Source organism: Ureibacillus endophyticus (assembly GCF_024159215.1).
GTDB classification, from domain to species: Bacteria; Bacillota; Bacilli; order Bacillales_A; family Planococcaceae; genus Ureibacillus; species Ureibacillus endophyticus.
In genome coordinates, this window is sequence record NZ_JAMYWW010000002.1 from 45799 (window position 1) to 60524 (window position 14726).

13 protein-coding genes are annotated in these 14726 nt (G+C 37.6%); 7 read left to right on the forward strand and 6 right to left on the reverse strand.

What is annotated here, in order from left to right:
- Positions 1-514 precede the first annotated feature (514 nt).
- The 7 genes from NKR20_RS18555 to NKR20_RS18585 all read left to right on the forward strand — a co-directional run bounded on the left by NKR20_RS18555 (position 515) and on the right by NKR20_RS18585 (position 7363).
- Positions 515-1204 carry a riboflavin kinase gene (locus NKR20_RS18555; protein ID WP_253428310.1) on the forward strand — a complete coding sequence of 230 codons (690 nt, stop codon included), beginning with the start codon at positions 515-517 and terminating at the stop codon, positions 1202-1204.
- Between the two features lie 42 nt (positions 1205-1246).
- Positions 1247-2032, forward strand: a complete 786-nt coding sequence (locus tag NKR20_RS18560; protein WP_366519786.1) for an enoyl-CoA hydratase/isomerase family protein — start codon at positions 1247-1249, stop codon at positions 2030-2032.
- Positions 2033-2098: 66 nt separating this feature from the next.
- Complete coding sequence (locus NKR20_RS18565) at positions 2099-2944, forward strand: 3-hydroxyacyl-CoA dehydrogenase family protein (protein ID WP_253428314.1); 846 nt, start codon at positions 2099-2101, stop codon at positions 2942-2944.
- A gap of 11 nt (positions 2945-2955) precedes the next feature.
- Positions 2956-4149, forward strand: a complete 1194-nt coding sequence (locus tag NKR20_RS18570) for a thiolase family protein (protein ID WP_253428315.1) — start codon at positions 2956-2958, stop codon at positions 4147-4149.
- Positions 4150-4159: 10 nt separating this feature from the next.
- The gene (locus NKR20_RS18575; protein ID WP_253428317.1) at positions 4160-4921 is read left to right on the forward strand and encodes an electron transfer flavoprotein subunit beta/FixA family protein; all 762 of its coding nucleotides are present in this window, start codon (positions 4160-4162) and stop codon (positions 4919-4921) included.
- Positions 4922-4935: 14 nt separating this feature from the next.
- The gene (locus NKR20_RS18580; RefSeq protein WP_253428319.1) at positions 4936-5901 is read left to right on the forward strand and encodes an electron transfer flavoprotein subunit alpha/FixB family protein; all 966 of its coding nucleotides are present in this window, start codon (positions 4936-4938) and stop codon (positions 5899-5901) included.
- A gap of 40 nt (positions 5902-5941) precedes the next feature.
- The gene (locus NKR20_RS18585; protein WP_253428321.1) at positions 5942-7363 is read left to right on the forward strand and encodes an NAD-dependent succinate-semialdehyde dehydrogenase; all 1422 of its coding nucleotides are present in this window, start codon (positions 5942-5944) and stop codon (positions 7361-7363) included.
- Positions 7364-7428: 65 nt separating this feature from the next.
- Here NKR20_RS18585 and NKR20_RS18590 read toward each other — a convergent pair whose 3' ends face one another.
- The 6 genes from NKR20_RS18590 to NKR20_RS18615 all read right to left on the reverse strand — a co-directional run bounded on the left by NKR20_RS18590 (position 7429) and on the right by NKR20_RS18615 (position 14526).
- Entirely contained in the window at positions 7429-9360 is a 1932-nt protein-coding gene (locus NKR20_RS18590) for a sigma 54-interacting transcriptional regulator (protein ID WP_253428323.1), read from the reverse strand.
- A 140-nt stretch (positions 9361-9500) separates the two neighbouring features.
- Positions 9501-10448, reverse strand: coding sequence for a phosphotriesterase family protein (locus NKR20_RS18595; RefSeq protein WP_253428325.1), 948 nt, complete (start codon positions 10446-10448; stop codon positions 9501-9503).
- Positions 10449-10461: 13 nt separating this feature from the next.
- The gene (locus NKR20_RS18600; protein ID WP_253428327.1) at positions 10462-11772 is read right to left on the reverse strand and encodes a TRAP transporter large permease; all 1311 of its coding nucleotides are present in this window, start codon (positions 11770-11772) and stop codon (positions 10462-10464) included.
- Between the two features lie 12 nt (positions 11773-11784).
- Positions 11785-12273: a TRAP transporter small permease gene (locus NKR20_RS18605; protein WP_253428329.1), complete on the reverse strand. Its 489-nt coding sequence runs from the start codon at positions 12271-12273 to the stop codon at positions 11785-11787.
- Positions 12274-12339: 66 nt separating this feature from the next.
- Positions 12340-13431 carry a TRAP transporter substrate-binding protein DctP gene (gene dctP, locus NKR20_RS18610; RefSeq protein ID WP_253428331.1) on the reverse strand — a complete coding sequence of 364 codons (1092 nt, stop codon included), beginning with the start codon at positions 13429-13431 and terminating at the stop codon, positions 12340-12342.
- A 39-nt stretch (positions 13432-13470) separates the two neighbouring features.
- Positions 13471-14526, reverse strand: a complete 1056-nt coding sequence (locus NKR20_RS18615) for an LLM class flavin-dependent oxidoreductase (RefSeq protein WP_253428333.1) — start codon at positions 14524-14526, stop codon at positions 13471-13473.
- Between the last annotated feature and the right edge of the window lie 200 nt (positions 14527-14726).

Here is a 14726-nt window from a genome sequence, read left to right on the forward strand (position 1 = left end):
CATGCTATGCAGCTATAACACTTCAATTTCGTTGATTTAGGAACATATTAGATTCAGATTTCACCCAACTATATAGTTATTATATAATTTTTATATAGTTATTATATGATTTTCACATCCCATATTTACTCACTATGTATTATAAAGGGCCGTTTTATGAGCTTTTTCATTAAGTCTAAAAAATTGATATAACGAATAGTCGATCACATTTTTAATGGATTGGATGTCATGATCAAGCACATTAATGTAACGGATTTTCATAAATATAGCTTTTTAATTCCTCTTCCGAAAACTGTAACTTCTAAGTGCTGAATAAGTTCTGTCGTCAGTGTTTGTGACAATTGCTGCGACATGGTTAAACCAAATTTATCGTATCCTCCTCGATTGAACAGAATCGCTCTCTTTTTCCCTTTTTTGTTATTCGATAAAATTATCAAACTTTTTTATCAAAAAATTCAGACTTTGGCATAAAACTTGCTTGATTAAAAATAAAAACAAGTGGGGGGACTTGTCTATGCCAAATACTGTAAGTCGTACATTATCAACTTTTGAAGGTTTTGTTGTAAGGGGGAATCAATTAGGTCGCACCATCGGATATCCTACAGCAAATTTAGATATTCAATCTGCGTGCTTTCCTTCATTAAACGGTGTGTATAGCGTATACGTTACCTACAATCAGCAGCATTACAAAGGGATTATGAATATTGGTTATAAACCAACCATCGAACAAGAAAAACCGAAAAAAACCTTTGAAGTCTTTATTTTTGATTTTAACGAAGACATTTATGGAGAAAAGTTGGGTGTTGAAATTATTAGTTTCATTCGAAACGAAAAGAAGTTTAAAAGCCTTGAAGAACTAAAAGCGCAGTTAAAAAAAGATTGCCAGATTGCGAAAAGTCATTTTGAAGAATCTAAAATTACCATCTCGAACTTTACAATGCACATACAACACAATGTGATTCACTTGCCAGACTTAGATTTTGCCCGTCATTGTGAAACGAGATATGGCATCAATCGAGGTGTTTACAACACGATTGACAAATGGTTTTCAGACAATGGTTCTACTGAAATCGTAGGAAGACGTAAACGTATCCTGTACTTCCTTCATTGGGTAACAGCTTACACTTCAAAGGAAAAATTAAAGTTCGGAAATAAAGGACTGTCCGAGCAATTGGAACGTTTTAGTACGGAATCAGTCTATTAATCAATCATTTGGCACGTGAATTGCTTTTCTAATTATATAGGGGTGATAGAGTTGGAATTTACAAATTTATTAATAGAAAAAAATGCTCATATTGCAAAAATTACGATTAACCGACCAGAAGTACGAAATGCGTTGGATGCAACGACTTATGGTGAAATCAGTCAAGCCATAGAGCTATTCGAACAAGATCCGACGATTTCGGTGGTCATTTTAACAGGGGCTGGAGATAAATCCTTTGCAGCTGGAGCAGATATTAAACAATTACAACAACGCACGCCCCTTGACGCTTTAGAACCAGGGCTTCAAGGGACATGCCGAAAAATAGAACAAAGTAGCAAAATCGTTATTGCGGCAGTGAATGGCTTCGCACTAGGTGGCGGTTGTGAGCTAGCGCTAGCTTGTGATATTCGCATTTCTTCTGACCGAGGGAAGTTTGGCTTACCAGAATTAAATTTAGCTATTATCCCAGGTGGCGGTGGTACGCAACGCCTATCACGCATTGTCGGAAAAGGAAAAGCATTAGAAATGATTTTAACGGGTGAAATCCTTGATGCCTATAAAGCTGAACAAATTGGCTTAGTGTCTAAAGTGGTTCCACACGACCAATTACATGAAGAAGTACAAGCGTATGTAGAAAAAATTGTCGCAAAAGGTCCACTTGCCGTTCGTCTAGCGAAAACCGTGGTTCATCAAGGGTATGACAGTGATTTAACTTCTGCACTTATGCTCGAAAAACTTGCACAGGCCGTGTTATTTGGCAGTGAAGATAAATATGAAGGCACAACAGCTTTCTTAGAGAAAAGACAGGCAACCTTTGCAGGAAAGTAACACATGAAACACTGTTTCAAAATAAAACACACTGAAACAATATTGAGATAAATTGGAGGATTTCGAATGAAAAAAATCGCAGTGATTGGTGCTGGGGTTATGGGGCGTGGAATTGCTTATACGGCAGCTTTACATAACTTTGACGTAATTTTACAAGACATTAATGAAAGCGCATTACAAAATGCACAGACTCAAATGCAAGCTGATTTAAACAAATCCATTCAAAAAGGCTTTGCGGAGGAAACAGACCGTGAACTATTAGAACGCATTTCCTATACAACAAGTTTAGAAGAAGCCGGTACAAATGCTGATTTAGTCATTGAAGCCGTACTAGAAGATATGGCATTAAAAATAGACGTGTTTAAGCGATTAGATGAAATTTGTCCATCCCATACGATTCTAGCGACGAATACATCGACAATGAGCCCAACGGAAATTGGCGCACAAACAAAACGTGCCCATCAAACCATTGCGATGCACTTCTTCAATCCTGTTCCTCGCATGAAGTTAGTTGAAATCGTTCGTGGATTAGATACATCAGATGAAACGTACGAATCAGTAAAACAAGCAGCGCTTCAAATGGGCAAAGAAGTAGTCGAAGTGAACGAATTCCCTGGGTTTGTGACAAGTCGAATGAACTGTTTAATTGGAAATGAAGCTATGAACATGTTAATGGAAGGCGTGGCATCAGCTGAAGACATTGATAAAGCGTTGAAATTAGGGTTAAATCACCCGATGGGTCCACTGGAATTAGCGGATTTAGTTGGTTTAGATTCCCGATTACGCAACATGCAATATTTATATGAAACACTTGGTGAAAAATATCGACCATGTCCATTACTGATTAAATATGTAAAAGCTGGACGTTTAGGCAGAAAATCTGGTCAAGGTTTTTATAACTACAACAAATAAGAGGTGAGCATATGCAACACGCAGTTATTATAGATTCCGTTCGTACGGCGATTGGAAAATTAGGTGGAAGTTTAAAAACAGTAGAGGCCGATTACCTTGGTGCTGCTACGATCACGGAAGTATTAAACCGTACTCAACTGGACCCTCAGTTGATTGACGAAGTCATTCTTGGTCAAGCAAAACAAAGTACTGATACGCCAAACGTAGCACGCCTTGCTTCTTTACGTGCACAGTTACCGATTGAAATCCCTTCTTACACAGTTCATCGTCAATGTGGATCAGGGTTACAAGCTATCAATAATGCGGCACAACAAATCCAAACGGGATTGTCAAATTTCATCGTGGCTGGTGGCGTTGAAAGCATGAGTACTGCTCCTTATTACATGCGTGGCGCACGCTATGGTTTAGGTGCAGGAAATGGCTTGTTATTAGATCCAAACACAGAAAGCCAACCAAGATCCCAACCAATTGAGCAATATGGCAGCTTTACAATGGGTGAAACCGCAGAGAATCTAGCGGAGAAATATAACATTTCTCGCGAAGAGCAAGATGAATTTGCATTACGTAGTCAGCAATTAGCTCATGAAGCGATTTCAAGTGGTCGTTTCTCTTCTGAGATTGTAGATATCGAAGTTAAAAGTCGAAAATCAAGTGTCATCTTTAATACAGACGAACATCCAAGACTTTCTTCATTAGAAGACTTAGCCAAATTAAAAGCTGTATTTAGAAAAGGTGGAACTGTTACTGCTGGTAACAGTAGTGGACGTAATGATGGCGCTTCTGCCCTATTAATCGCTTCGGAAGAAGCGGCTCTACAACACGGGTTAAAACCAAAAGCGCGCATTATCGCGCAAGCTGCTGCAGGGGTCTCACCTGAAATTATGGGCATTGGTCCTGTTCCAGCAACAGCGAAAGCGTTAAAAATCGCAGGCCTTTCGATTAAAGATATTGGCTTAATTGAGTTAAATGAAGCCTTTGCGGCTCAATCATTAGCGGTTATTCGTGAATGGGATATCCCACTCGAAAAAATCAATGTGAATGGTGGCGCGATCGCATTAGGTCATCCAATCGGGGCAACAGGAGCGATTTTAATGACGAAACTCCTTCACGAATTGGAACGACGTGGTGAAAAGTATGGCTTAGTTACATTATGTATTGCCGGTGGATTAGGTATTACAACAATCATAGAAAATTTACAAGTATAGGAGGATTTCCATGAATATCTTTGTGTTATTAAAAAGAACTTTTGATACAGAAGAAAAAATTGTCATTAAAAACGGAGCCATCCAAGATGATGCCGTTGAATATATTATCAATCCATATGATGAATATGCCATCGAAGAAGCGATCCTTCAAAGAGACCAACACGGTGGAAAGGTAACGGTTGTAACCCTTGGAGATGAAGAAACGAATAAACAACTTCGTACTGCATTAGCGATGGGTGCTGATGAGGCGGTATTAATCAATGACGAAGATTTAGATGAAGGCGATGCATGGACAACTGCCAACATCCTAGCAAGTTATTTAAAAGATAAAGAACCATCTCTTATTCTAGCTGGTAACATGGCGATTGATGGTGGCTCTGGTCAAGTGGGTCCATTATTAGCGGAATTACTTAACATAAGTGCGATCACATCGATTACAAACCTTAAAATCGATGGAACAAAAGCAAAGATTGAACGTGATGTAGAAGGCGATAAAGAAATCGTTGAAGTCGCTTTACCAGTACTTGTGACTTGTCAACAAGGGTTAAATGAACCTCGTTACCCATCTTTACCAGGTATTATGAAAGCGAAGAAAAAGCCGATTGAAGAGCTTGAATTAGATGATCTAGATATCGAGGTAGAAAGCCATGTTGAAACATTGGATGTCTTTTTACCTGAAGCAAAACCAGCAGGACGTATTTTAGCTGGTGAAATCCCACAACAAGTAGAAGAATTAGTAAATCTTTTACGCACAGAAGCAAAAGTATTATAGGGGGAATAACAGATATGAGCAAAATTATTGTAGTTGGTGAATTAAGAAATAACGTATTAAGAAATGTTTCCTTCGAAGCCATCACAGCGGCAAAACAATGGCAACCATCTAGTGAAGTTGTAGCGGTACTAATCAATGCAGATGAAGCTGCAGCAACGGACATGATTCAGTACGGAGCAGATCGTGCCATTCTATTACAAGGTCCTAACCAAGAACTAACGGCTGAAGTCGCAGCCAAAGTCATCTTAAATGTAATTCAAGCTGAACAACCAACAGGCATTATTCTAGGTCACACATCATTAGGAAAAGATGTGGCACCACGTTTAGCAGCTCGATTACAGGCTGGCTTAGTTTCTGATGTAGTGAAGATTGAAGGACAAGACGATGACGCAAAATTCATTCGTCCTATTTATTCAGGTAAAGCCTTTGAAAAAGCGATTTCAAAAACGGAAACAGTTCTTGTTACAGTACGTCCAAACAACTTCTCAGCACTTGAGAAAAACACATCGCGTTCAGGTGAAGTAGCAGTTGAAAACGTAGAGTTTACTGATGTTCGTGTTCAAATTCGGGAAATTTTACGAAAAGCTTCTACAGGCGTTGATTTATCAGAAGCAAATATCATCGTTTCTGGTGGACGTGGCGTAAAAGGTAAAGAAGGCTTTGAGTTATTACAAAAATTAGCGAATGCGGTTGGCGGTGCAGTTGGTGCATCTCGTGGCGCATGTGATGCTGGTTATTGTGACTACGCCCTACAAATCGGGCAAACAGGTAAAGTTGTAACACCTGATTTATATATCGCGTGTGGAATTTCTGGAGCAATTCAACACATTGCAGGGATGTCTAACTCAAAAGTGATCGTTGCCATCAACAAAGACCCAGAAGCCAATATCTTCTCTATTGCAGACTACGGCATTGTTGGCGATTTGTTTGAAGTAGTACCAATCTTAATTGAAGAATTCCAAAAAGTGAAAGTTTCTTAAGCTGCAACACCAGATGAATTTGATTTAAAGGAGGGCATTTATGTATATTGATGGACATTGGATTCAAACAAAGGAAGTCATAACTGTCGTGAATCCAGCAACTCAAGAGGTTGTAGAAAAAGTTAGTAAAGGGTCAAAAGAAGATGCTATCAAAGCGGTTGAATCTGCTAAAAAGGCATTTAAAACATGGTCGAAAACAATTGGTCTAGAACGGGCACAAATTTTAGAGAAAATCGCCCATCGATTACTGGAAGAAAAAGAACGCCTTGCCCACCTAATTACAGTAGAAATGGGTAAACCTTTCGTCAATGCCCAGTATGAAGTGGAAAGTTCTGCTTCGTATTTCAAATGGTTTGCGGAAGAAGCAAGACGAATTTATGGTGAACAAATTCCAAGTTCTCATTCACAAAAAAGATTATTATCTATTAAACAACCAGTTGGTGTAATCGCCGCAATTACACCTTGGAATTTCCCATTACAAATGTTAAGTCGTAAACTAGGTCCAGCATTGGCAGCTGGCTGTACGTGTTTAGTACGCCCATCGAACCAAGCTCCTTTAAGCGCCATCGAATTAATGAAAATTTTCGATGAATGTGGTTTACCAGCAGGCGTATGTAATTTAGTCATTGGCGCTGCAGATGAAATTACAAATGTTTGGTTAGAAAGTCCAGATGTTCGCAAAATCTCCTTTACCGGCTCTACAGAAGTGGGTATTGAATTATTGAAAAAATCTGCTGATACCGTGAAGAAAGTATCGATGGAATTAGGTGGTCACGCACCATTTATCGTCTTTGAAGATGCGGATATCGATTTAGCGGTAGAAGGTGCCATCACAACAAAATTTGCTTCATCTGGTCAACAATGCGTTTGTTCGAATCGCATTTATGTCCAAGAAGCGATTTATGATACGTTTGTTGAGAAATACGCTGAAAAAGTGAAACAATTACGATTCGGTAATGGCTTAGATCCAGCAAATCGTATTGGTCCACTGATTAATAAAAGTGCAGTAGCCAAGATGGAAGAGCAAGTAGAAGACGCATTACAAAAAGGCGCTTCCCTAATTTGTGGTGGAAAGCGCCCTGAAGATCCAGAGCTACAAAAAGGCTATTTCTTTGAACCAACTGTGTTATGCAATGTGAACGATTCGATGGTCATTACGCAAGAAGAAACATTCGGACCAATTGCACCGGTGTTGAAATTCAAGACTGAAGAAGAGGTCCTAGAACGTGCGAATAACACAATTTATGGACTTGCAGCGTATTTCTACACAAATGATTTATCTCGTTCTCATCGCGTGTTTGAAGCGTTAGAATACGGCATTATTGGAATCAATGATGCAGCCCCATTCACTGTTCAAGCTCCATTCGGTGGCTGGAAAGCAAGTGGATTAGGCAGCGAGGGTGGCCATGGCATCGATGAATACTTAGAAGTAAAATTAGGTTCCTTTGCCTTATCAATTTAATAGTTTCAAAGCATCTCCACTATCTAGCTTTGAAGTGGGGGTGCTTTTTTTCAGCCAAAAATCGTCTAATTGGAAGTCGCTTCATTAATCTTTCGCCACAGTGTACTGCGACTGATTCCTAAAATTTTAGCGGCCTGTTGCTTGTTTCCATTGGTCTTTTCCAATACTTCATAAATCTTAGATAGTTCGATATCTTTCATTGTTTGTTGGAAAGTTTCATTTACGGAATTCGCTTGGTTTAATAAGTAATGATTTTCTTGCAGAGATTCCTCTAAATAGCCGACAATCACTTCTTTTTCGATGTCCGAATCCCCACCAATATACGCAAATAATCGTTCCATCGTATTTTCAAATTCACGAACGTTTCCTTCCCATACGTGTTCTTTTAATAACGGCAACAAGGCATCCTCATATATTTCAATAACCGGATAAAGACTCGGATAATGATTGATTGTAAAATTCTTCACCAATAACCCAATATCATCTTTGCGCTGATTTAAAGTCGGTAAGAATAAATTTAAAATGGCAATTCGGTAATATAAATCACTTCTGAATTCTCCTGATTTCACTCCCTGCATTAAATTGACGTTTGTTGCAGAAATAACCCGCACATCAATCGGAATGGCGGAAGCACTCCCTACTCTTCGTACGTTTTTCTCTTGAAGTACCCGTAGAAGCTTAGCCTGCATACTTAAAGGCAATTCCCCAATTTCGTCTAAAAAAATCGTCCCATTATGAGCTACTTCAAATAGGCCTGGTTTACCACCTTTTAAAGCTCCTGTAAAAGCACCGTCACTATAACCAAAGAATTCACTTTCTAACAAGTTTTCTGGAATCGCTGCACAGTTTACGGCAACAAAGGGCTGGTTCGCGCGTTTACTTGCATTGTGAATACTTTGGGCAAATAACTCTTTCCCTGTACCCGATTCCCCTAGAATCAATACATTCCCATCTGACATCGCAAATTTTTGTGCTTTTAATTTTGCCTTCAGCACCGATTCACTTTGCCCAATAATGTCCTTAAACGTATATTTTGCTCGTTCATCTTTCTTATTTAATTTACGGCGGACTTTATTTTCCTTTTGTTGTAAGGTTTCTACATCCGAGAATAAAATGACATTCCCATCAAGCAAACTATTATTCACATAGACTAAATGCTTGTCCATAATTAATGTTTTATTTTTATACTTTAAAATCCCATCTGTTACTTCTTTCGGAGACAATATCTCATTTAAAAATTCACTTTTATTTAAAGCATCCGAGATAAACATCGATTCGTAGTTTTTCTCTTTATCTAATTCTAATATGTTAATCGCTGCTTGATTGATATTAATGATTCGGTTCATTCGATTCAAACTGATAATGCCCTCATGAAAGTTCTCCATCACGATGCTTTGTCGTTGATGATTGCTTCGTTCAAGTACTTTCGCTCTTAAAATATCAAATGCAATATCTACAGAAAGCTGAATTGTTTCTTTGTCGTACCATAATACGCTGTGCAACCCGTATTTTCTCGCTAAATTTACAATCAGCCCAGACCCAATAATAACGTTTTGCGTATCTTCACTTAACTTTTTCACGACTTCTTCCGCATGTTCGGCTGATTTATAAGCAAATTGTTTAATTTCAAGCCCTAATAAGCTTTTTAGTCCCTCATCTTTCAAATATGTATCTTCATTGATAAATTCTTTATAGTAATTGACAATAATAACTTTTTTCGAAAATTTAGCTGCTTCTGCTAATGCTTTAATGAAATCTTGTGTTTGCACTCTTAATGGGACGAGATGTCCTCGAACATTTAACGCTCTTAATCGTTCTGCTAATACCATCCCACAAATTAACACGTCATCATTATTTATATAATGTGGATGATTTAAAATGTGTTTCGAGTCAATTTCTTGAATTGTTAAATTTTGAACACTTTCTCTCCGTTTATGAATTTCATCTTTTATAAAGTCCATAAGCGGGTAAGATCCAGAAACTAGTAATTTTAACATAGACATCCCTTCTTTCTATCAAGAGTATTTTCTATTACTTTACCAATCTCAAATACCTTAAAACAACTCAAATATTTTAATAATTTATTTTTTTGCAAAAATAAAAATGAGAGGAGATTATTCTCTTCCTCTCTAGCACACTATACTGTTGCACCAAACCACCGTTTCACATTGTCGACCATCATCGTCTGAATTTGGTCTTCTGTTACGCCATTTTCCCGTAAAAGTGGTAACACCGTTTCAAATAAATACGTCATGGACCAATCTGGGTGGACGTCTTTCTTCTTATGATTTGGGCGATATATATCCGTTGTACAACAATAATCTTGAGATAAAAACATGCGTTTCTCATAACCCTTATTCAATAGTTGTACAACCGTTTCATTTCGTTTTTCCGTTGATAAGACTTTCGAAAGGCCGTATCGATCCATTCCTATAAATACGCCATAATCTAGGACTCTTTCAATATAGTCTACATTATCCGTATCACCGCAATGTCCGATTAACACCTTTGTAAGGTCGACCCCTTCTTCTTTAAAAATCTCAATTTGGCTTAACCCGGTTTCCGTTGCTGGGTGGGAGTGAGTCATTATTGGCACGCCCGTTTGTAGGTGCGCACGTGCCACTGCTCGCAACACTTTTTCCACATCCGGTGTTACCCCTTGTGCATCCGTTGCCGCTTTTAGAAAGCTTGCTTTTATGGATGTATTTTGGACGCCCACTTCGATATCGCGCACAAATTGTTCAGCTAAAAAGTCGATAGCATTCGCCACAAAACGGGACGGTAATACATTAAATGTATACACGCCCGTTGCTGCGATGATGTGTACACCCGTTTCTTTTGAAATGCGTTCCATCAATCGAACATCTCGGTCTAAGCCCATGACGGTCGGATCAAAAATCGTTTGGACCCCATGTTTTTTAGCCCCGAGCACTTGAATTTTCGCTAATTCAAAATCTTCTTCGTCATTATATAAATGAGGAAACTGTACGGCTACCGCTTCAGAACGTGTCCGCATATGCTCATGAATTAGCGTCGTTCCTAAACTATTAATATCTAAAACTTCTGTTACGGAATTAATTTTCAAACTTATCCCATCCTTAACCCTTTATTAAATCAGGTAAAAATATTGCAACATCTGGGAAGAAATACAATAAGGCAATGAGTGAAATGATCGGAATCGCAAAAATGACTGCTCCTTTAAAGATACTTCCTAAATCAAGCTCTTTCACAACTCCACGTAATACGAAACAGTTCATTCCAACTGGTGGAGAAATTAATGCTAATTCAACTAAAAGTACAATAATTACCCCGAACCAAATTAAGTTAAAGTCGTAAGCAATTAATGTTGGTAATAAAATCGGAATTGTTACTACAACCATAGCTAATGTATCCATAATAGCACCTAAAATTAAATACATAACAACCATTAGGAAGAAGAACACGCCAGGTGATAAATTTGCTTCTAATAAGAAATCAGCTAATATGTTTGGCACGCGTGTAATAGTTAAAACATAGTTTAATAAAAAGGCTCCCATTACAATCGCAAAGATAAAGCCTGTTGTTTTAATTGTACCAAATACCGCATCTCCAAATGATTTTACTGTTAACTTTCGGCGAATAAGTGCAATAATAAACGCTCCTAATGCACCGACACCAGCTGCTTCTGTTGCAGTGAAGAAACCTAAATAAATTCCACCCATTACAACTGCGAATAAAGAAAGAATCCAAATATTTACTTTAAGAGACGATAACTTCTCTTTCCAACTAACAGGGTCATCTAATTGATCCCCAACTAAATCTGGTTTAATTTTAATACAAACGTAAATTGTTAGGATAAAGAGTAAAGATAATAAAATACCTGGTACAATTCCAGCAATTAATAATTTTCCGATAGATTGTTCTGTAATCATCCCATAAATAATAAACATTGTACTCGGAGGAATTAAAATACCTAATGTACCCCCAGCTACAATGGAACCACCTGTTAACACTTTTGAATAATTTGATTTTAACATTTCCTTTGATGAAACTAATCCGATGGTACTCGTTGTCGCTAAACTAGAACCTGATGAGGAAGCGAATACGGCTGAAGCTGCAATCGTCGCAAATCCTAAACCACCACGAATACGCCCGAAAAATTTTCGGAATGTATCAAATAAATCATCTGTAAACCCTGCTGTAAATAGGAGTTGTCCCATTAATACAAACAGAGGTACTGTACTTAATGTATAGTTATAGCTTCGATCCCAAATAACACTTTCTATCGCTGTAAATAGTACTTTTTCGTTTTTCAAATAGAGGATGGCTATAAAAGCAGGTAATGCCATCGAAAGCACGATTGGTACACGTAAAAACATTAAAATAAACACAGCTAAAATAACTATAATACCAACTGTTTCTATGCTCATTTATTCATCCCCCTACTCTTCTTCCCAAGGTATATATTCTTTCATTCTTAGTAAAACAATAATCTTTTGAATGGCCATTAAAGCCCATGCAATAAAACCTACAATTAACATTGTTTTTAGTGGATAAAATTTGTACCCTAATAGGACAGAGCCATTGTGTGTGTCAAACTTTGTATAGAATGCGTAAGCAACGACAACACAAAAGATTACTGTTAAACAAAGTGAAAAAATATCAATAATTTTCTGAACTTTACCTGGAAAATTATCAACAATAATACCAACGGATACATGCGCATTTCGATATTCTGTATAAGCTAGCGATCCAGCGATTAACACTACCATCCCAAGTTGAACGATTTCAATATCTCCAATAATAGGGCGATGCATTGCACGTGCAACCGCAGCTACCCCTACAAAAACCATCATGAAAACGAGTGATATATACCCAAGATAAGCAACTAACTTGGAGAACCCTGCTGTGAATTTGTCAAATAGTGACATTTTTATCCCCCCTTATAAAAATGATGGCAAAAGTAAATGAAACCATACTTTTGCCATTTGAGAGTATTATTTAGGAACTTCTACACCTGCAGATTCAAGTAATTCCACATAATAATCCATCATTGCTTGACCTTCATAGCCTCGTTTATTTGCTTCCGCTACCCAATCTTCCATTTGCTTTTTAATTGGTGCTTTCCACTCAGCAAACTCAGCTTCTGTTGGTACATATACGCCACCGCCATTTGCACCTACATGTTCTTCATAAGTGCCAATGTTTTTAGTAGCTGTTGCAGTATACATATCTGTACATAATTGATTGAATTTAGGACCTAGGTCGTTAAGCATTAAATCTTGTAAATCTTGAGGAAGTGACTCAAGGGCATCTGTGTTAATGTAGAATGGCATATTACTTACTGCGATATCTACTTTTGTCATCCATTTTGTTACTTCATCAAATTTATAACCAATTGCTCCTACACCTGTGTAAACTGCAAAGTCCGTAATTCCACGTTCTAACGACTCATAAAGATCCGCGTTAGACATCGATACTGGTGTCGCATTTAATGTTTTAAGTAACTCAATACGACCTGCAACACTATCTGAAATCTTCTTATTTTTTAAATCGCTTACAGATTTAATTGGCTCTTGACCAAAAATTTGATAAGCATCTGTAGACGTTACCCCTAAGTAAGTTACATCTTCAGAAATCTGACCGTATTTTTCAATGAACGGTCCTAATACTTTCGGTACAATATCAGGTGATTGTAGTAAGAATGGAATATCCCCGATGGTCATTGGGAATGCGTCTGTATCGGAATGTAAACCTGGAATGATGAAACCAACTTCATATACACCAGCTTCGATATCCGCATAACCAGAGCTTAAAGACCCTAATGCCGCTCCAGAATAAACGTTAATTTTAATACGACCTTCTGATTTTTCTTCAACGTATTCTGCCCAAGGCTCTGCAACTTGTTTGATAAAGTCACTTGATGCAGACGCAGAAAAGTTTGCGTTTAATTCATAAGTTTCACCAGAATCTGACGAGTCACCACTTACTTCTTTCTCGCCACTATTCGCTTTATCGCCGCCGCAAGCAACCAGTACCAAAGTACATAATGAAACTAGTAAAAATAATAGATATTTTTGTTTTTTCATTTACTTATCCCCTTTGTGCAAAGTCTTTGGTCTAACTGATTATTGTTCTACTTTAGCTCCTTCGAAATAAGGAATTACTTTTTCAGCGAATAGATTCATAGATTTTAAAACATTCTTTTGAGGTTGTCCGCCGATATTCATCCACAAGATAATATTGTCTAAACCTGTTTCTTCTCTATAACGCTTAATATCTTCAATTACTTTTTCAGGAGAACCAACTAACGTATTCTCTGATTGTAAGAAGCGTTCATAATCCACGTTACGTTCACGATCAATTACACCGAATGTTGGACGGTTATCACGTTCATTCATATACCATTCAAGGCCTGCACGATATTCCTCTTGTGCTTGTTCAGTTGTTTCAGCCACATAACAGAACAATAACTTACCAGAACGAGCGATAGCGCTTTCAACATATTCCTCAGTTAAACCAGACGCTAAAGCAGCTTCACGGTAAATTTTAATTTTATGTTTTGTATCTTCATTGCTAATACCACCAAGCATGAAAGAGTGACCTTGTTTCGCAGCGTTAATCATCGATGCGTCATTTCCAGAAACCATTACAAAGATTGGTGGACCATCTTTTTGAATTGGACGTGGATATACTGGGATATTGTCGATATTGTAGAACTGCCCAGAATATGTAACACGCTCAGATTGTAATGCAGCTTTTAAAATGTCTAATGATTCTAGATAACGATCATGACGACTATCGAAATCAATATTGTAAGCATCGAACTCTAATTTGTCGTACCCTTTCCCTACCCCTAGGTAAAGACGACCATCACTAATGATATCTACTAAGTTCATTTCTTCTGCTACTTTTAATGGGTGGTGTAACGGTAAACGAGATACACCCGTTGCTAATTTAATATTTTTTGTAATTGCCGCTGCCGCTGCTAAATAAACACTTGTATTACTTACTACCCCATATGCACGTGCATTGTGTTCTGCGATCCAAACTGAATCATAACCTAATTCATCAGCTGTTTTAATTTGTTCTAAACCATCTTTTAATTCTTCAGCGTCCGTTTTATTAGGTGGTACTGAGTTTAAGAAAAATAAACCGAATGTCATGTCTTTGTTTTTTGTCATTTTAATCCAACTCCCCAATTTTTAATTTCGTGTTCAATTTAATGAGGCAGCACGCATTAACTTGAACTTGATTCTTAAAAAGCAATTAGCGTACCAACCGAGCAAAATATAGTGAAAATTTAAAAATTTTTCTTTAAAAAATATTAGAGTTGTAGATTTGAAGGGAATTGGCGAATCACATTTTTCTTTTTCGTTTTTTG